General features: G+C 74.0%; 13 protein-coding genes. 3 read left to right on the top strand and 10 right to left on the bottom strand.

Annotated features, from left to right (window positions below):
* Positions 1 to 2: 2 nt before the first annotated feature.
* The 6 genes from EJG53_RS32680 to EJG53_RS32705 form a co-directional block, all read right to left on the bottom strand.
* The gene (locus tag EJG53_RS32680; RefSeq protein WP_125047949.1) at positions 3 to 3,887 is read right to left on the bottom strand and encodes a lipopolysaccharide biosynthesis protein; all 3,885 of its coding nucleotides are present in this window, start codon (positions 3,885 to 3,887) and stop codon (positions 3 to 5) included.
* Positions 3,880 to 4,692 (bottom strand): polysaccharide deacetylase family protein, encoded by an 813-nt coding sequence (locus tag EJG53_RS32685; RefSeq protein WP_125047950.1) that lies wholly within the window; start codon positions 4,690 to 4,692, stop codon positions 3,880 to 3,882. Before EJG53_RS32685 ends, EJG53_RS32680 begins: the two co-directional genes overlap by 8 nt.
* Entirely contained in the window at positions 4,689 to 5,828 is a 1,140-nt protein-coding gene (locus tag EJG53_RS32690; protein WP_125047951.1) for a glycosyltransferase family 2 protein, read from the bottom strand. Before EJG53_RS32690 ends, EJG53_RS32685 begins: the two co-directional genes overlap by 4 nt.
* Complete coding sequence (locus EJG53_RS32695; protein ID WP_031009233.1) at positions 5,825 to 6,640, bottom strand: glycosyltransferase family 2 protein; 816 nt, start codon at positions 6,638 to 6,640, stop codon at positions 5,825 to 5,827. The genes EJG53_RS32690 and EJG53_RS32695 overlap by 4 nt, the downstream gene beginning before the upstream one ends.
* Before the next feature lie 387 nt (positions 6,641 to 7,027).
* Positions 7,028 to 8,125, bottom strand: coding sequence for a GNAT family N-acetyltransferase (locus EJG53_RS32700; RefSeq protein ID WP_125047952.1), 1,098 nt, complete (start codon positions 8,123 to 8,125; stop codon positions 7,028 to 7,030).
* Position 8,126: 1 nt separating this feature from the next.
* The gene (locus EJG53_RS32705) at positions 8,127 to 8,648 is read right to left on the bottom strand and encodes a hypothetical protein (RefSeq protein ID WP_244955435.1); all 522 of its coding nucleotides are present in this window, start codon (positions 8,646 to 8,648) and stop codon (positions 8,127 to 8,129) included.
* A 356-nt stretch (positions 8,649 to 9,004) separates the two neighbouring features.
* On the opposite strand from EJG53_RS32705, the gene EJG53_RS32710 reads away from it, so the two are divergent.
* A complete protein-coding gene (locus EJG53_RS32710) occupies positions 9,005 to 9,808 on the top strand; it encodes an SGNH/GDSL hydrolase family protein (protein WP_125047953.1) in 804 nt (267 codons plus the stop codon).
* 77 nt (positions 9,809 to 9,885) lie between these two features.
* On the opposite strand, the gene EJG53_RS32715 is transcribed toward EJG53_RS32710, so the two are convergent.
* From EJG53_RS32715 to EJG53_RS32730, 4 genes are read right to left on the bottom strand one after another with little or no spacing between them, the layout of a single operon-like run.
* The gene (locus EJG53_RS32715) at positions 9,886 to 11,379 is read right to left on the bottom strand and encodes a serine/threonine-protein kinase (RefSeq protein WP_125047954.1); all 1,494 of its coding nucleotides are present in this window, start codon (positions 11,377 to 11,379) and stop codon (positions 9,886 to 9,888) included.
* 44 nt (positions 11,380 to 11,423) lie between these two features.
* Positions 11,424 to 12,971 carry a nickel transporter gene (locus EJG53_RS32720; protein ID WP_125047955.1) on the bottom strand — a complete coding sequence of 516 codons (1,548 nt, stop codon included), beginning with the start codon at positions 12,969 to 12,971 and terminating at the stop codon, positions 11,424 to 11,426.
* Positions 12,968 to 14,287, bottom strand: a complete 1,320-nt coding sequence (locus EJG53_RS32725; protein ID WP_174856496.1) for a tetratricopeptide repeat protein — start codon at positions 14,285 to 14,287, stop codon at positions 12,968 to 12,970. Before EJG53_RS32725 ends, EJG53_RS32720 begins: the two co-directional genes overlap by 4 nt.
* Before the next feature lie 23 nt (positions 14,288 to 14,310).
* Positions 14,311 to 15,963 carry a DUF4331 domain-containing protein gene (locus EJG53_RS32730; protein ID WP_125047956.1) on the bottom strand — a complete coding sequence of 551 codons (1,653 nt, stop codon included), beginning with the start codon at positions 15,961 to 15,963 and terminating at the stop codon, positions 14,311 to 14,313.
* A 214-nt stretch (positions 15,964 to 16,177) separates the two neighbouring features.
* Between EJG53_RS32730 and sigK the strand changes: the two genes are divergently transcribed.
* Complete coding sequence (sigK, locus tag EJG53_RS32735) at positions 16,178 to 16,777, top strand: ECF RNA polymerase sigma factor SigK (RefSeq protein ID WP_125047957.1); 600 nt, start codon at positions 16,178 to 16,180, stop codon at positions 16,775 to 16,777.
* Positions 16,774 to 17,634, top strand: coding sequence for an anti-sigma factor (locus EJG53_RS32740; protein WP_125047958.1), 861 nt, complete (start codon positions 16,774 to 16,776; stop codon positions 17,632 to 17,634). The genes sigK and EJG53_RS32740 overlap by 4 nt, the downstream gene beginning before the upstream one ends.
* Positions 17,635 to 17,761 lie beyond the last annotated feature (127 nt).

Consider the following 17,761-nt stretch of genomic DNA (forward strand, 5'->3'; position numbering starts at 1 on the left):
GCTCACGACATCGTCACGAACCGCTGCACGAGCGCGACCAGGAACACCAGGAGCAGCGGCAGGGTGAACCAGAAGGAACTCTGCATCCACCGCAGCTTGCGCACGCTCGGCCGCACCGCCACCCGCACCACTTCACGGGCCCCGAGCAGCAGGATCAGCGCACCGGCCGCCAGCGCGCCGACGACCGACCACGACGTCCACGTGATGCGCGGTCCGGCCGGGCCGGGGGCCGGCTCGTCCACCGGCCCCGGCGGCTGCTGCTTCAGTTCGTACAGCGCCGCGTGCGCGTTGCCCATCACGCGGCGCAGCTCCGGACGCTGGTCCAAGGCCGTACGCAGCCGCTGCTCCCAGGTGGCGGCGTACCCGGAACCCAGGCGCAGCGACTCCGCCTGGGCGCGGTTGACCATGAAGTAGGAGTGCGGCCCGGCGTCGCGCAGCGCGTCGACGACCGAGTCGGTGAGCACCGGGTCGCGCGGGGCGAGGACGGGGACGTACTGCACCCGTTCCATGTCCTTCGCGCCCCACGGGATGGCCGGGGTGACGTCGTTGACCGTGTCGTTGGACGGCCAGAGCAGCCGTGCCGTGGGCCGGTCGTGCGCGTAGACGTAGTCCATCGCGGCGACCTCGCCCGGCCGGACGCGCTCGAACGGTTCGTTGCCCCAGCGCGCCACCAGGAAGCCGGTCATCAGCACCACGCCGGTCAGCAGGGCGGCGAGCGGGCCCAGGCCCCGGCGGGTGCCGGCGGCGCGCGGGAACAGCGCGAGCGCGCCGAGGACACAGGCGCCGGGCAGCGCGAACATGAACACCCGCAGCGCCATCTCGCCGCCGTAGGACTGCATCCCGAAGGCGAGGAACGGCACGAACGTCAGCACCAGCAGCGACCGTTCGGAGAACCCGGCGGCGCGCCGCCGCAGCACACCCCAGCAGGCCAGCGCCAGCACCCCGCCGGCCAGCGCCACCCGCGTGTACAGCACCAGCTTGTGGATGCTGTCGCCGGTGCCGATGCGGCCGGTGACGGACGAGGAGACATTGCCGCCGATGCCGCCCACGCCGCCGAACAGTTCGTCGAAGTGCCCGGACCAGTACGGCTCGGCGAGGAAGCCGACCCAGACCACGACCACCACGCCGAACAGCAGCGGCAGCCCGTACAGCGACGTCCGGCGGACCAGCACCAGGAAGGTCAGCACGCCCAGCATCACGAACGGGGTGAGCTGGTGGCCCGCCACGGACGCGGTGAACAGCAGGGCCAGCACGGACAGCAGCGCCACCTGCTGTCCCCGACCGGCCGGCGCGACCTCCGCCTCGCCGGGCCAGCGCTTGCCGCGCAGCACCCGTGGATCGCGGAACCACACCAACAGGATCGCCGCGAAGACCAGGTAGAGCAGGTAGGTGAAGCCCTGCGGGGAGAAGTAGTCCTGGCCGACCCAGCCGCAGAGCGCGAACAGCCATGCCGCGCTCCACTTCGCGCGCCAGCCCGCCCGTACGGACTTCAGCAGCAGGAACACCGGGGCCAGATACAGAAGCTGGATGGCCAGCGGCCACCAGCGCAGTACCTCGGTGAAGTCCGTGACACCGCACGCCTCGGCGAGGAACTGCGCCGCCGCGAAGAATCCGGGCCAGCTCCAGCGCGCGTCCAGGTCGGGCACGGCGGTGCCGGTCCGGTCGATGTAGTCCAGGAAGCCCAGATGCTGCCAGGCGGTCGGGAAGCGCGGCTCGGCCTCCAGGACGGCGGGCAGCGCGTGCAGGGCCACCACGGTCAGGATCAGGACGGCCGCCAGCAGGACCCGCCGGGGCCGGGACAGCCACAGGGCCGAGGCGAAGGCCAGCACGAGCAGAACGGCGCCCAGCAGGGTCGCCGCGGGCAGCACGCTGATCAGGCCGAGCCCGCCCATCCGGTCCAGGTCCGCGTCGTTCATGCCGCGCAGCGGCAGCCAGAACAGCAAGAGGGCAGCGCTCAGCAGTACCCAGATGCCGAGGTCGGGGCGGTCGCCCAGCCGGGCCGTGAGGCGGGTGCCGAGCGGGCCGGGGGCCGTGAGCCGGGCTTTGAGAGAAGCGGAGGCGGTGCGTCGGGGGGCGGGCGCGTCGGCGGGTGCGGACGGGGCCGGGGCGGAGCGGTCCGGCGGCTCGTCCTCCGTCGGCGCCGGGGCCGGTTCCGCCCGGTACATCTTCGTGGGCGCGGCGGGCGCGGCGGGCGCGACCGGCCCGGCAGGCACCGGCCGTTCCGTACCGGCGTCCCCGTCGTCCTGCGCCCAGGACGGCGCCGGCGGCCGGACGTCGGGCCGGCGTTCCATGTGGTCGAAGTCCACGTGCAGCCCCAGCGGCACCGTGTCCACGTCCCGCAGCGCCCGCCGTGCCCAACTGGGCCGGTGCGGCACCGCGCCGTCCGCGCCCTCCGCCGTCTCCGGCTTGCGGTCCGGCATCAGCGGTACGGCGGTGTCCGGGCGGGGCGCCCGCGCGTCCCCCAGGTCGCCGTTGACCGCCAGGTCCGCCAGGTCCCCGTCCGGCGCCAGCCCCTCGGCGGGCGCCCGCGTCAACGGTGCGGAGGGGCGCCCCTTGAGGATGCGGTACAGCTTGACGGACGCGATCGAGACGATCACCGCCAGGCTGGAGATCTCCGCGACGCCCGCGCCGGTCAGCCCCATCCTCGGCAGCAGCAGCACCGTCAGCCCGAGGACCAGGGCGCACAGCAGGCCCTGCATGTACGCCAGTCCGGACGTACGGCTCTGGGCGCGCAGCACCGCGAAGTAGACCTCCATCACGACGCGCAGCGCGGCGCCCACCGCGAACAAGCGCAGCAGCGGGGTGGCGGCGTCCGCATACCCCTGGCCGAAGACGGCGAGGATGTACGGCGCACACACGAAGAGGAAGAGGCAGACCGGAATCATGATCCGGGCCATCCGGCGCAGCGCGGCCCGGGTGTTCTCGGCCAGCCGGGCCGGGTCGTGCGAGCCCTCCACGGTCAGCGAGGCGCCCATGTTGATGGCGAGCAGGTTGACCGTGCCGCCGATGGTGGTGGTGATGTAGAAGTACGCGTTGTCGGCGGAGCTGACCTGGGAGGCGACCAGCACCGGCACCAGGTAGACGACGGCCAGCGAGAACAGCGAACCGGTGTAGTCGCCGGCCAGGAAGCGGCCCATCTCGCGCAGCGACGGCGGCCGGGCGGTGCGCTCGGTGGCCTTGACGTGCCGGGGCACCAGCCGCCGGAACACCAGCCAGCCCAGCGGCAGCACGGACACTCCGATGGCGGCGACCCAGGAGACGAAGACGCCAGCCGTCGGGATCGCCGTGGCGAACACGATCAGCAGCCCTAGCTTGACCGTGGAGAACACCAGGTTGCCGACCGGCACCCACAGCGCGCTGCGCAGCCCGGTCAGCACCCCGTCCTGGAGGGTCAGCACCGACCAGGCGATCACCGCGACGACGAACCCGAGCCCGTGGACCGGCCCGTGCAGGAAGCGGTACGAGGGCCCCCACAGGTTCAGGGTGAGCAGGAAGACCGTCGCGGCCAGCGCGACGACCACCGAACTGCCCAGGTACGTACGGAGGACCAGCCGCCCGGTGGCCCGGCCCGCGATCGGGATGTAGCGGGCCAGCGCGCCGGTCAGCGTCAGCGAGGTCAGCCCCGCCAGCAGCTTCATCGCGGCGATGGCCGCCGAGCCCTGGCCGACCGCGGACTCCGTGTAGTACCGGGCCGCGACCAGCCAGAACCCCAGACCGAGCAGCCCGGAGATGCCGGTGTTCAGCATCAGCGCGTAGGCGTTGCGGAAAAGCTGGCTGCCCCCGCCGCCCGTCCCGCCGGGCCCCAGGCCGCCGAACAGGCGTCGCCGCCCGCCCCCGGCCGGTTCCCGTTCCGTGCGCCGCTCGGTCCGGGTGGTCGTGTCAGACACGGCTTCCGTGCACCTTCCCCACTGCCTTGGCCGCCTGACGGGCCCTGCGGACCACGGCGTATCCCTTGGTGAGTGCCCGCTCCCGGGCGAAGTACCGGCCCACGGCCCGGCCCTCCACCAGCCGCGCGAACTCCTCGGTGGCGGTGTCGCGCCGTACCGTCAGCCGGGTCAGCGCGTACGGGCCCTGGCAGCGGCCCGCCAGGGCGTTGTTCACCGCCAGCGACTGCCGGAAGCCCGCACCGCGCACCGCCCGCCGCACCCGACGGCTGGAATGGCCGTAGGGGTAGGCGAACGACACCGGGGGAGCCCCCAGTTCGTCGGCGACGAGGTGCTTGCAGCGGGTGACCTCGGACCACAGGCGGTCGTCGGACACCTGGTCCAGTTGCGGGTGGGTGTGGCTGTGACCGCCGATCTCCAGTCCGGCGGCGGCCAGTTCACGCGTCTGGTCCCAGTCCAGCATGGTGTCCAGGGCACCCCCGGTGTCGTACGGGCCGCGCAGCCAGCCGGTCGAGACGAACAGGGTGGCCGTGAACCCGTACCCGGACAGCACGGGCAGGGCGTGCCGGTGCACGCCCTCGTAGCCGTCGTCGAAGGTGATCAGCACCGGCCGCTCGGGCAGCGGCCGGCCGCCCCGCCACGCCGCCCCCAGCTCTGCGGTGGTCAGCGGGGTGAAGCCGCGGTCGTCCAGTACGGCCATCTGCTCGGCGAACGCCTGCGGGGTCACGGACAGGTCCAGCGCGGCGGGCGAGGGCGCGTGCGCGATCGCGTGGTACATCAGGATCGGCACCGTGCACGGTGTGGTCATGCCACCGCCCCCTCGTCGCCCGGGGCCGCGGGCCCGCCGCCGCCCGTCCGGGAGGCCGCGGGGACCGTCGCCCCGGCCGGTTCGTGCGGGCCCGCGGGTTCCCGGGCCGTACCTCCCGTCCCGTCCGGCACGGGCACTACCACGAAGCCGCTGCGGCCCACCGTCCGCCGGTCGCGCCGCGCCCGCAGGCTGCCGAACGCGTAGCCGAACGCGGTGGCGGACACCCCGGCGACGATCGCGCCCGCCCGGCCGGCGCCACCGGGCCGCCGCAGCAGCGCGTCGCGCACACCGCGCGCGACGCCCGCCGGGAGCACCCGGGTCGCGTAGCGCCGCTCCGTCGACAGCCCCTCCCGCGCGCCCACGCTGCGGGTCACCAGCGCCTTGGACAGGCCCTCCGCGTACGTACGGGAACGGAAGTACGCGAAGCGCTCCCGGCCCGGCGGCACCCGGTGGTGGATCACCGACCGGTCGTCGACCAGCAGCACGGCGTCCGGCACCGCGCGGGCCAGCCGGATGCACAGCTCGGTCTCCTCGCAGCCCAGCGGCCGTTTCCCGGCGTCTCTGCCGATGCCGGTGGCGAACCCGCCGGCGATCTCGAACGCCTCCCTCCGGAAGGAGGCGTTGCCGCCCAGGACGTTGCGGACGCGCACGGTGTGCGGGCCGCCGGTGCCGTCGGGGAACAGCCCCCGGTACGCGCAGCCCACCACCCAGTCGAACTCCTCGGGGAACCAGGCCGGCCGGCGCCCGGAGGCCCACACCGGCTCGGTCCGGCCGCCGACGGCCAGCACCCGGGGGTCGGCGTACCCCTCGGCGAAGTGCAGCAGCCAGTCGCGTTCGGCCACCGCGTCGTCGTCCAGGAAGGCGATCACCTCACCCGTGGACTCCGCGACGCCGGTGTTGCGCCCGGCGGACAGGCCGCGCGGACCGGCGTTGGCCAGGACGCGGACCGGGCCGGCCGGTCCGGGTGACGCGAAACGTTCCCTCAGCCGGTCCAGCAGGGCCGGATTGTGGTCGACCACGAGCAGCAGCTCATGGGCCGGATGGGACTGGCCGTGCACCGAGGCCACCGCGGCGAGGATGTCGTCCCAGCGGTCCTCGGTGTACGCGCAGACGACCACGGAGACGCGGACGCTCAAGACGCCTCTCCCGTGATCATGGCGGGGCGGGCGGGGCGCCGGTGGCGGGTGCTGCGCTCGCGCAGTATCACCTTCAGGACCCGGAACCCGTCCCGTACGGCGCGCAGGTTGCTCACGCCGTGGATGCGGTTGTACTCGTGGCTGGGGATCTCCTGCACCTTCAGACCGGCCTTGACCACGCGGATGTTCATCAGCGTCTCGACCTCGAACCCGTTGCAGTCCAGGGCGATCCGGTCCAGGCAGTGCCGCCAGAAGGCGTTGTAGCCGTAGCACAGGTCGGTGTAGCGGGCGCCGAACTTGGCGTTGACCACGGTGGTCAGCACCCGGTTGCCCAGCTTGCGCACCGGCGTCATGTCGTCGGTGCCGCCGCCGTTGGCGAACCGCGAGCCCTTGGCGAAGTCCGCGCCCCCCACCAGCGCGGAGACATAGCTGACGATCTCGGCGCCGTCCGCCGAGCCGTCCGCGTCGACCATCACGATGATGTCGCCGGTGCAGGCGGCGAATCCGCTGATCAGGGCGTCCCCCTTGCCCTTGCCGCGCTGTTCGACGACCTTGACGTCCGGCCGCAGTTCCCGCGCCACCGCGACCGTGTCGTCGGTGGAATTCCCGTCCACCAGGACGACTTCGTGTATCCACTCCGGAAGTGTCTTGAAGACGTACGGAAGATTCTCCGCCTCGTTCATGGCGGGTATGACGACACTGACCGGCGGAGCTATGGCCAGATGCGAGGAAACGGGACGGTATTGTCCCTCGGCGCGCACCGGCGTCAACGGCTTCTGATCCGTTTCCGCGGAGTGGAGAAAAGAACTCATGAGTCTGTTTCCCTCTCGTCCGGTGGGCCGCCCACCCCCGGGCGGCCCGGATGGGTATCCGGTTCGAAAGGGGGGTTCACACCCCGTTCACGACGGCAAAGATCTTTCGCCGGGTGCACAGGGTGAGCTGGCATGCGTGTTTACGGCCGCGCGGCACGTGTCCCGATGATCGGCGGTGGTTCTCGGCATGTGAAGATCGGACACGGCACCCCCCTACCGCGCCCCGCCCCGGGCCCTGTCGCGGCGCTTGAGCCCTCCCCTGGAGCCGCCTTGCATGACGTGCCGGTGCGGGTGGTGTACGACGGTATTGATGACTGGGACTCTATGGCAATACCTCGACCTCGCATCCCGTTCTGGGTCATTGGCGGATATGGAGCGGTCCGTTGATCAGCCGCGCGACCGGATTCGGCCCATCCGTTTGAGGAGGCGATCGGCCGGCCCGAACAATTCCGGCCGGGACACCACCGTGTTGCGCAAAGCCCGCACCGGGACGCGGTGTGCGCGATGGCACAGCGCGACCGGATGGCGGTGCCGTGACACCCATCCCTCGGAAACGGTCAGTTCACGCGTCTTGAGGCAGTCCTTGTACTGTTTTTCACCACGTCCCAGATCGATGTAGGAGATCCCTTCGGCGGCGGCCCCTTCGGCCATGTGCAGATGCAGCACCAGGCCCGGTGAGAATTTCGCGTACGCCGGGTCGTAGGCGGGGAACCAGCAGGACAGCACCCGCTCGGAGCGGATGCCGAAGTGCGCGGCGACCGGCGTGTCGCCCGCGTAGAGCACCGACAGCAGACCGGCGAAGGACCCGTTGCGGGTGTGGAAGAGCTGGTCGACGAGGTGGACGATCCAGGGGTGGGCGAAGCGGTCGCTCCGCCCCGTCCTGCGGTACTGCGCCGACTTCCAGTCGAGCAGCCGGTGCAGCACCGCCGGGTCCCGTTCGTCGTGCACGTACCGCACCGGGCCGACCTCCCGGCCCAGCTTGCGCTCCTTGGTCCGGGTCCGGCGGGTGAACTTCGGGGAGTTCGCCAGCAGCCACGTCAGATACGCCTCGTACCCCTGGTCCAGGTCGATGACGGGGGAGGGGAAGCTGTGCACCGGCACCGTCTCGAACGGCTTCTGGCCCTCCACCAGGTGGTCGAACTCCAGCACCGACAGCCCGCAGGCCTGCAGCAGTTCGTGGGAGTCCCACTGGAAGCCGGGCCGGTGCACCAGGCCCTGGGCGTCGGAGACGCCCAGCCCGATCGCCCGCCCGACGCCCAGCGCCGAGCGCTGGAAGGGCAGGAAGGCGGCCGGCCGGCCGTCCTCCCGGATCACCGCGATGCGTACCCCCCGTCGGCAGCGGCCGACGGCGAGGGCGAACTCGGGTGCGAGGAAAGGATTGGCCAACTGGGGTGTGCCCAGCAGATGGGCCTGTGACTGCACCGCGCTCCACGCCGCCCGGTCGGTGCCGTTGAGTTCACCCGGGCGGTACACGCTGATGTCCACGTCAGTTCGTCCGACTTCCCCGTCCACGGGCGCCGCTGTGCCGGCGCCGCACACTGACCGCTAGGAACACGATGCCGCTGAGCACGGCGACGGCCACGACTCCGCCCCGCGCCGACCAGATGTGCAGCGCGAGCATGGCCTGGGCGACCAGCAGGTCCGCCGCGACGGCCGCGGCCCCCGCGACGACGGCCCTGCTGAGCGGGTCGAGCCGGCCCAGCGCGGTGGCGACGGCCGCGGCGGGCGCCAGCACCAGGAAGAAGAGGGTGCAGGGCGCGCGCAGCGGCGAGGCGATGTCGGCGAGCGCCAGGAAGGCGCCCACGGCTCCCACGGCCACGGCCGCCCCGGCCAGTACGGGTGCCGAGTCGGCGCGCAGCCGCCCGCCGCCCCGGCCGTCCGCGCCCGGCCCGGGGCCACCCGGCTCCGGGCCGCCTGGACCGTCGCCTCCCGGACCGCCGTACGCGGGCCCGTCGCCGACGGCTCTGCCGCCGTCCGATGTGTTGCCGTTGATGGTCTTGATGTGCATTGGCAGCTTTGCCCCCCAGAACCGCCTGATGCCGGGCTTCAATGTCGCGCAGCGGGCGCGGGGGCGTCAAGACGCGAAGAAGGTGTGAACGGGCCATGTCCAGCACATGGTTGGGCCCTGGCCGCCACGTGACGGGGAGGGGCGCCGGGGCGGCCCGGCCGGATCGCAGCGGTGGCGGGCCCCGGCGCGCCGGTGTGCCTCCGGTCGGACGATGGGTATGTCATATACGCGTCATGCCGATGCCGCGACACGTCCACCGAGATCACCCGTGATCGTGAGAAAGCGTGTCAACACTTCCCGTACCGGATGGGTCCTGCTACATCAGGAGTGGCAGAGATCCTGCTCAGGGAGGTTCCATGAGACTGTCCCGACGCGCGACGACGGCGTCCGCGTTCCTCGTCACCACGGCGCTCGCGCTCTCCTGCGCGAGCGCCGCCGTGTCCGCACCCCGGCCGAAGGCCACCGACTACGTGGCCCTCGGCGACTCCTACTCCTCAGGTGTGGGGGCGGGCAGCTACGACAGCGGCAGCGGCTCCTGCAAGCGCAGCACCAGGGCGTACCCGGCCCTCTGGGCCGCCGCCCACAAGCCCGCATCCTACCACTTCACGGCCTGTTCCGGCGCCCGCACGGGCGATGTGGTGGCCAACCAGCTCGCCCCGCTCAACTCCGGCACGGACCTGGTGAGCATCACCATCGGCGGCAACGACGCGGGCTTCGCCGACACCATGACCACCTGCGCCCTCCAGGGCGAGACCGCCTGCCTGAACCGCGTCGCCACGGCCCGCGCCTACGTCAAGCAGACCCTGCCCGGCAAGCTGGACCAGGTGTACGACGCCATCGACGGCAAGGCGCCCGCCGCCCGGGTCGTCGTCCTCGGCTACCCCCGCTTCTACAAGCTCGGCAGTTGCTCCGTCGGCCTCTCGGAGAAGTCCCGTGCGGCGATCAACGCCGCCGCCGACGACATCAACGCCGTCACCGCCAAGCGCGCCGCCGACCACGGCTTCACCTTCGCAGACGTCAACACGACCTTCGCCGGGCACGAGATCTGCTCCTCGGCCCCCTGGCTGCACAGTGTGACCCTCCCGGTGGAGAACTCCTACCACCCCACCGCCAACGGCCAGTCCAAGGGCTACCTGCCCGTCTTCGACTCCGCCGCCTGACCCCGCCCCGCCCCCCTCAGGAGAAGTCCCGCCCGCCGGGTGGGGCTTCTTCCGCGTTCGGGGGCTTGGCGCCGCCGCTAGGTTCGCGGACTGGCGTCGTAGCCCGTGCCGGTCGCTCCGCCGTCCGTGGCCCCGCCCGTGGCCGAACCGGCGGAGGTCGTGGGAGCCGACGTGGTCGGCGCGGTGGTGGTGGGGTACCCGGTCGTCGGCGGCCGGTCCGTCGTACGGGGCGGGGTGGTGGGGTAGGTGCGGCCGGGCGAGGTGGTGCCGGGGTACGTACGGCCGGGAGTCGTGGCGGCCGGGGGAGTGGTGGCGGACGACGCGCCGCCGGAAGCCGACTGTCCCGGGGAGGAAGCCCCGCCGCCCGTGCCGCCTCCGCCGCCGTCGCCGGTGCCGCCTCCGGAACCGCCGCCCGTCGTACTGCCCGGCGTACGGGCCGGTGTGCCGCCGTCGTCCAGCAGCGCGTACGCCACTCCGCCCGCCGCCAGCAGGGCGAGCAACGCCCCCGCCACCAGCAGCCGGACCGAGCGCCGGCGGCGCCGCTCGGCCTCCCGGTCGGCCGCGGTCGTCGTCGTGGTGTCCCCGCCCGGCGTTCCGGCCGGCGGGCCCGGTATCGGCGTCGGGGGTCCGTACCCGTACCCGGCGGCCGGGTGATCGGCGGTGACCGTCGGCGGCTGACCGGGCGGCACCACGACCGTGGGCGTCGCGTCACCGGCCGCCACCGCCTCCAGCATCCCCTGCGCCTCGGCCGCGTCCAGGCGCTCCTGCGGCTCCTTGCGCAGCAGCCCTTCCAGTACGGGCGCCAGCGGGCCCGCACGGCGGGGCGGCGGCAACTCCTCGTCGACCACCGCGCGCAGCGTGGTCAGCGGGGTGTCCTGGCGGAACGGCGACTGCCCCTCCACCGCCGCGTACAGCGTCACGCCCAGCGACCACAGGTCCGACTCCGGGCCCGCCGGCCGGCCCAGCGCCCGCTCCGGCGCCAGGAACTCCGGTGACCCCACCAGCTCGCCGGTCAGCGTGAGCGCGGCGGAGCCCGCCACCCGCGCGATGCCGAAATCGGTCAGTACCACCCGGCCGTCGTTGGACAGCAGGACGTTGCCCGGCTTCACGTCCCGGTGCAGCACGCCCGCCGTGTGCGCGACCCGCAGCGCGGCCAGTACCTGCGCCCCGATGCCCGCGGCCCGGGCGGGCGTCATCGGGCCCTCCGCGTCCAGGACCTCGGCCAGCGACAGCCCGCGCACCAGCTCCATGACGATCCACGGCCGCCCGTCCTCGGACACCACGTCGAAGACGGTCACCACGTTGCGGTGCGAGATACGGGCCGCGGCCCGGCCCTCCCGCTCCAGCCGCGTGTACAGCAACTGCTCCTCGCGGTCCGTCAGGTCGCGCGGCGCCCGTACCTCCTTGACGGCGACCTCGCGGGCCAGCACCTCGTCCCGGGCCCGCCACACCACGCCCATACCGCCCCGGCCCAGTTGGCCGGCCAGCCGGTAGCGCCCCGCCAGCAGCCGTCCGCCGCCCCCGCCGCCCGGCGGGCCGCCGGTTTCCGTACTGTCAGGACCCTCGCTCATGGACGAGCCCCCCTCGCGAAAGAGCGATGCGGTGGAAACGTACCTCAACCCAGCGTGGTTGCCGCCCCTTTGAGCAACAATCCGCAGCCGAGCAGCAGGACGACGGAGGCGGTGCCGACGGGAGCCAGCCGGTGCGCGGCGGCCAGCAGCCGCGCACCGGCCCCCCGCCCGGCGGTCCCTCGGCCGCCGAGCCGCAGGGTCAGCCGGACGGCGAACAGCCCGGCCGCGGCCAGCGTCGCGGCCAGCCCCGCGCCGTACGCCACGACCAGCAGGAACCCGAACCACGCCTGGCCGAGCGCCGCGGCGCCGACCAGGACCACCACGGCGGAGGGGCTCGGCACCAGCCCGCCGGCGAAGCCCAGCAGGACGATGCCGCGGAGGCCGGGGCGGGTGGGGTGATGGTGGTGGCTGTGGGTGTGCTGATGGCCGTGTTGGTGCCCGTGCCCGTGGTGCTGCTCGTGTTCCTGTTTATGGCTGTGGCTGTGGCTGTGGTCGTGGTCATGGCTGTGGCCGTGGGAGTGCTCGCCCCCGTGCCGCCGCTGCCGCAGGGCCCGGCGCAGCAGTACGGCCCCCGCCCCGGCCACCAGCGCCCCGCTGGCCACCCCGAGCCACGCCACCACGGAGGGCGCGGCGGCCGACCCCGCCGCGATCAGCGCCCCCAGCGCGAAGACCCCGAGGGTGTGCGTCACGGTCACCGACAGGCCCAGCGCCAGCACGTCCCGCCGCGAGCTCCGCCCGCCCGCCGCCGCCGCGGCCATCATCGTCTTGCCGTGCCCCGGCGCGAGCGCGTGCAGTGCGCCGAGCAGCAGCGCCGCGCCGAGCGCCAGCGCCGCGAAGGCGGGGGTCAGTTCGTGGCGGGCGACGAGTCCGGTCAGTGCCTGGGCCCAGCGGTCCGCGCCACGCGGCAGGACGGACCCGGCGGGCGGGGCGGCGGCGGGTGCGCCGTCCGCCTCGGACAGCGCCGGTCCGCCCGGTACGGCCCGTACGGCTGCCGAGCGGCGGTCGGGCGGTGACGCCAGCACCTCCTGCGGGTACGTGGTCAGCCGCCGGGAGGCCGACGCCGTGGGCACGTCGGACGCGGTGAGCCGGGTCCGGTCGCCCTGGGCCGTGACCTCCCGCCAGCCGGGTGCGCCGTCGCCCTCCGCCGCGCGGAACCGCAGCGCGGCCCGCCCGTCCGAGGGCAGCCGCGCCGCCAGCCGGCACTCCAGGCGCAGCGTCGGCAGCCCCGCCTGGCCGGGCCGGGTGACGGCCGTGGCATCCGTGGACCGCAGCGGCTCCCGGCGCCCGTCCACGGTCAGCCCGCTGCCGCGCGCCGCCGTCGCACACCGTTCCCGGGCCCAGCCCGCCAGTTCGGCGCGGCTCAGCGTCCCGTTGCCGTCCCCGTCGATACGGGGCTTCTGCTGGGCGGCGGGGACCTCCGCGAGGTCCTCGACATGGTCGACGCGCAGCGCGCCGGGCCGGACGACCAGCCCGTCGTACTGGCTGACGGTGAAGTTGCCCAGCGGGTGCGCGCTCGCGGAACCGGCCGGGACGAGCAGCAGCAGGACGGCCGCGAGCGCCACGGCCACCAGGGCGGTTGCCCGCCGGGTCACCGTCCGGCCTCCAGGGCGGCGAGCGCGGACCGGGCCGCGGCCGCGCCGGTGGGCGAGAAGCCGGGGTCCAGGCGCAGCGCGGCGGACAGGTCGCGACGGGCGTCGGCGGTCCGGCCGAGCGCGCGCTCGATCATGCCGCGGTGGTAGAGGAACGCCGCGTCCCGGAATCCTGGCGCGGCGGCGCGCTCGGCGTAGGGGAGGGCTGCCCGGTCCTGGCCGGTCCGGTGCAGGGCCCAGGCCAGGGCGTCGGCGGTGTGCACGGTGTGGCGGCGGGACCACTCGGCGCGTGCCGCGCGCAGGGCGGCCTGGCGGTCACCGTGGTCGGCTTCGACCAGGGCGGTTTCCAGGTCGACGGCCACGCCGTTGGCGCGCGCGAGGTCTGCCCAGGTCCCGGCCAGGGTGTACTGGCGCTGGGCGACGGCCCGTTCGCCGCGCGCTTCGTAGACCTCGCCGAGCGCGGCCAAGGGGCCCGGCAGCGGGTAGCGGCGTACAACTTCGCGCAGTTCGCGGGCCGCCGTGCCCAGTTGGCCGCGCGCTGCGTAGGTGCGTGCCCGGCCCTCCAAGGCGGGCAGGTGTCCGGGCACGGCGCGCAGCGCAGCCGCGTAGTGCCGCAGAGCTTGCGGGTACTGGCCCTGAGCGCGCGCCAGATTGCCGAGGGCCGTGGCGACGTACGCGATGTCGTCGGGCCGCCCGGCGGAGCGCAGAGCCAGGTCCAGCACTTTCCGGGCGCCGTCGGCGTCGCCGTGCAGCTCCCGCACGTACGCGAGCCGGGTGAAGGCCGGCAGGCCGGGGTGCACCGCGTCGGCGTGCCGCGCCGCCGCGAGCGCCGCTTGGTAGCGGCCCAGCTCGACCAGCGCGTCCACACGGACCGCCAGCCCCCGTTCGCTGTACGGATTCACCGCGAGCGCGGCGTCCGCGTCCCGCAGCGCGGCACGGAAGTCGTGCCGCGCCGCGGCGAGCGCGCCCCGGCCCGCCAGCCCGGCGTCGTTGCCCTGCGGGCGCAGCGCCAGCGAGCGGCCGAGGGCGCGTTCGGCCTGCGGGTAGCGGGTCGGGTCCCCGGTCGTCCGGGCCTGCTCGACGTAGGCGGCGCCGAGCTGTGCCCAGCCGCGCCAGTCCCCGGGCCGCGCGCGCAACCGCGCCTGGAGGGCGGTCACGGCGCCGGCCGTCGTGCCGCGGCCCACGGGGACGTCGGACGACGGCGGCGCGGGCACGAGGGCGGGTGCCCGGCCGCCGTCATCGCCCAGCGCGAGCCCGCCGACGGTGATCCCGCACGCGAGGAGCACGGTCCCGACGGCGGCGGCCAGCCGGCCGCGCACGCTCCTGGGCGCCTTGGGGTGTTTCAACGTCCGGCCCTCGACCGCCGGTTGGCGCGCAGCCACAGCAGTCCGACGCCGACGAGCACCAGTCCGGCGGTGCCCGCCGAGGCCGACGCGATCAGTACCGTGTCGTCGTCACCGGTACCGCTGTCCTGCGGACGCAGCCCGACCTGGAGGCGGGCGGACTGGTTCGTCGAGCCCTGGCCGCTCCCGTTCGTGCTGTCGCCGCCGTTCTTCTTCGCCAGCGGCCCCTCGGAGCCGGAGGTGGGCAGCGCCAGGTACGGGAAGGTCTTCCCGAAGGGCCGGTCGTTGGCGTCGACCGCGTCCCCCAGGTCGTTCTTCTGCCCGACCAGCTCGCCCTCGACGACCTGGAGCGAGATGTCCACGACGTCGTCGGTGAGCCGCCGGCCGTTCGGGTAGCCCGCGTTGTCCCCGTCCAGGACGCCGAGGCGCTTGGGCTGGTCGGTGGGCTGGATGGAGGTGTTCAGCCGCAGCGCCTCGGCGGGGCGGACGTTGGGCGGCTGGTTGAGCTTGGGCACGCCGGTCAGGAACGCCTGGATCAGGTCCTTGCGGGGCAGTGCCGGTGCCTTGATCCCGTAGATCTTCTCGATCAGCCGGGCCAGCTCGGGGTCGGTGACGTACTTCAGGAACTGCGCGTCGTTCCACGGCGCCGACGCGTTGAAGCGGTCCTTGTCCTTGACCGGGACGACCAGCTCGTTGACGAGCGGGTTGGCCAGCCGGGACACCTGGGACCAGCCGCCGGAGGCGTTCTTGCGCTGGGTGGTGGACCAGACGCCGATCACCGGCTGCGCGGCGGACTGCCGCAGGGTGCTCGTCGGCACCTGGAGGGCGACGGACTGCACGTTGTAGCCCGCGAGGGTGTCCCGGCCGACCTCCGAGAGGTCACCGCCGTACAGCAGGTCGAAGGCGCGCAGGTCCAGGAAGAACGGGTCGTCCGCCTGGCCCGCGAAGGACTTCGCACCGCCCGCGACCGGGCGGACCGCCTGGTCCCGCAGCTTCTGGTAGTCCGGCATCGACGCCTTGCCGACGTTGGAGGGCGCGGCGATCAGGTTGTCGGCGACCTTCGTGCTGGAGACGACCTTCTGGTCCTTCAGCCGCAGCAGGTCGATGTCGTACGTCTGGTAGAAGTTCAGGTCCTTGTCGTCGAGGGACGTGACCTGGCCGGTGTTGTAGAGGAACGTGTCACCGCTGCGGTAGTTGTCCTTGAACGTCCAGCGGTAGATCAGGTCGCCCTGTCCGTCCCCGTCGCTGTCCACGTGCACGTCGTACTGGGCGTCGGTGGCGAACTTGTAGAAGTTCGGGCCGCCCGCGGGCTCCGCGAACGGCCACCAGTTCACCGTCAGCGTCGTGGTGTCCGGCTTGTCGGGGCTCTGGTAGGCGTACACGTCCGTGGTGTCGTACTCCGGCTGCCCGGAGATCTGCGGTGCCTCCCGGTGGCTGGAGGCCTGCGCCGAGCGGAGCGAGAGCGGCCCCGCGGCCGCGCCCGCGATGCCCGCGGTGGCCAGCGAGCCGCACGCCAGTACGGCGATGGTCCGGCGGCTCCTGAGCCTGCCCCTCTTCCCGGGCTTCCCGGGCTTCCCGGGCTTCCCGGGCTTCCCGGGCTTCCCGGCCTCTCCGGGCCCGGGTTCCTGCACGTCCTGCGTGGTGGCGGTCATCGCCTCGGTCCTCCCCCTCGGATGGGCCGGACGGGCCGGCCTGGTAGCACCGGTACGGCGGCGCTTCTGCCGTACCGGCGCTGTGGCGGCTATTCGGGGCCGCGCGCCGTGCGGATGGGTACGGATTTCGCGCGCGCCGGGCGCGCCCCGCGAAACCGGGGCCCGCCGGACCGGTCCGCCGCGCGTCTCGCCCCGAATCCACCCCGGCGGGACAATGACCGGTCGGCACGGGAACGGGGTGAGCCGCGTGGACTCCAGAACGGGCGCAGGGCGCGGCGCCGAGGTGTTGCTGCCCCTGATCGCACGGGGTGACCACGGCGCTTTCGAAGAGCTGTACGACCTGGTGTCGCCCCCGGTCTTCGGCATGGCCCGGCGGGTCCTGCGGGACACCGCCCAGGCCGAGGAGGTGACGCAGGAAGTGCTGCTGGAGATCTGGCGGCGGGCCGGGCGCTACGACCCGGGACGCGGCAGCGCGCTGTCGTGGATCCTCACCCTCGCCCACCGCCGGGCGGTGGACCGGGTGCGGGCGGCGCGGGCCGCGAGCGAGCGCGAGGAACGGGCCGCGCGGCGGGGCGCGGTGGCCGTCTTCGACGAGGTGGCCGAGGAGGTCGAGGGCTCCTTCGAACGGGAGTGGGTCCGCCGGTGCCTGGAGCGGCTCACCGCGTTGCAGCGGCAGTCGGTCACGCTGGTGTACTACGACGGCTACACCCACCGGGAGGCGGCGCGTCGGCTGGCCGTACCGCTCGGCACGGTCAAGTCCCGGCTGCGCGACGGGCTGGCGCGGCTGCGGGACTGCCTGGCGGGTGCCGTATGAGCCGCCGCCCGCCGTACGCGGCCCTCCGGGAGGCGTGGCGCGCCGGACGCCGGGGCACCCACGCCCTGGCCGCCCCGTACGCCCTCGACGCCCTCGGCCCACGCGAACGCCGCCGCTTCGAGCGGCACTTGCGCCGCTGCCCGGACTGCGCGGCCGAACTGCGCGTCCTCACCGAGGACGCCACCTGGCTCGCCCGCGCCGCCGCCCGTCCCGCCCCCGGCGCACTGCGCTCCCGGGTGCTGGCGGCCGCCCTCGCCACCCCGCAGGAGGCCGCGGCAGAACCGGAATCCACTCCTCCGGCTTCCGCGCGTACGGCGCGTGCGCCGGAGCCCGGAACCGAGCGCGCCCGCCTGCGCCTGCGCCTGCCCGCCCGGTTCGGCCCCCGCGTCGCCGCGGCGGTCACCGCGCTGAGCCTCGTCCTCAGCGCGCTGCTCGCCCTCCAGCTCGCCCGTACGGACACCGAACTGGACCGGCAGCGCGCGGTGACCCAGGCCGTGAACGCCGTCCTGGCCGCGCCGGACGCGCTGGCCGTCTCCGGCCGCCCGATCGGCGGCCGGTCACTGAGCGCGGTCGAATCGGTCGCCATGAACCAGGCCGTGGTGAACGCCGCAGGACTGCCCCCGCCGCCCGACGGGTACGCGTACCAGCTCTGGCGGATGCGGGACGGCCTCGCCACCGCCCGCCCGGCCGCGATGCTGCCGTACGACCGGGGGTCCCGCACCGCGGGCCCCGCCGTCGTACGTGATCTTCGGCACGGCGGCACCGGGCGGGCGGACCGGCTGGCGGTCACCCTGGAGCCGGCCGGCGGCTCGGTCAGGCCCACGACCTCGGTACTCATCCAACTCGCCCTCGGGTGACAGAGATCCGTAAGGTGGCGTCAACGTCGGTGTGCGGGAGGTGAATACCGGTGACCGGGCCGCGCGCGTGTCGCGGGAGAGAGATAGGGTTACCCTGCCCGGGCCGGGTGCCCTCGTACGGGTGGGG

It is taken from the genome of Streptomyces chrestomyceticus JCM 4735 (genome assembly GCF_003865135.1).
GTDB classification, from domain to species: Bacteria; Actinomycetota; Actinomycetes; order Streptomycetales; family Streptomycetaceae; genus Streptomyces; species Streptomyces chrestomyceticus.